This is a genomic window from Mesorhizobium sp. M8A.F.Ca.ET.207.01.1.1, from assembly GCF_004794715.1.
Lineage (GTDB): Bacteria > Pseudomonadota > Alphaproteobacteria > Rhizobiales > Rhizobiaceae > Mesorhizobium.
In genome coordinates this window covers 1-426 of record NZ_SRUS01000106.1, presented here as the reverse complement: position 1 = coordinate 426, position 426 = coordinate 1, and the positions used below count along the sequence as shown (strand labels likewise).

General features: G+C 66.2%; 1 protein-coding gene. It reads left to right on the top strand.

Going from position 1 to position 426, the window contains the following annotated elements; translation table 11 throughout:
- The coding region (locus tag EN850_RS33680) for a sigma-70 family RNA polymerase sigma factor (protein ID WP_136092946.1) at positions 1–426 on the top strand (426 nt) is incomplete at both ends.

Sequence of the window (426 nt, the reverse complement as noted above, 5' to 3'; positions counted from 1 at the left end):
GGTGACATGGACGGCGTGGCGCGTCTTCGCGACCGCGACTGTTTCATGCGCATCTATGATTACTTCATGCCGCGGCTGTGCGTGTATCTGCGTGGCCTGGGCGTGCCTGACGCGGTAGCCGAGGAGCTGGCGCAGGAAAGCCTGTTGCGCCTGTGGCTGCGGGCGGCCGATTTCGATCCGGCGCAGGGCGCGCTGAGCACATGGCTGTATCGCATCGCCCGTAACCTGCACATTGACCGCATCCGCCGCGAGCGCAGCTGGATGCAGGTGCAGGCAGCCGTGGAGGACGCAGCAACCCTGGACGTGATCGAACGCAGCAGCGCCGAACAGTTTGCCGACCAGGCCCGGCTGCGCCAGCGCATCAACGAACTGCCCGCCGTGCAGGCGCGCCTGGTGCGCATGTCCTATTTCGAGGCCAAGAGCCAC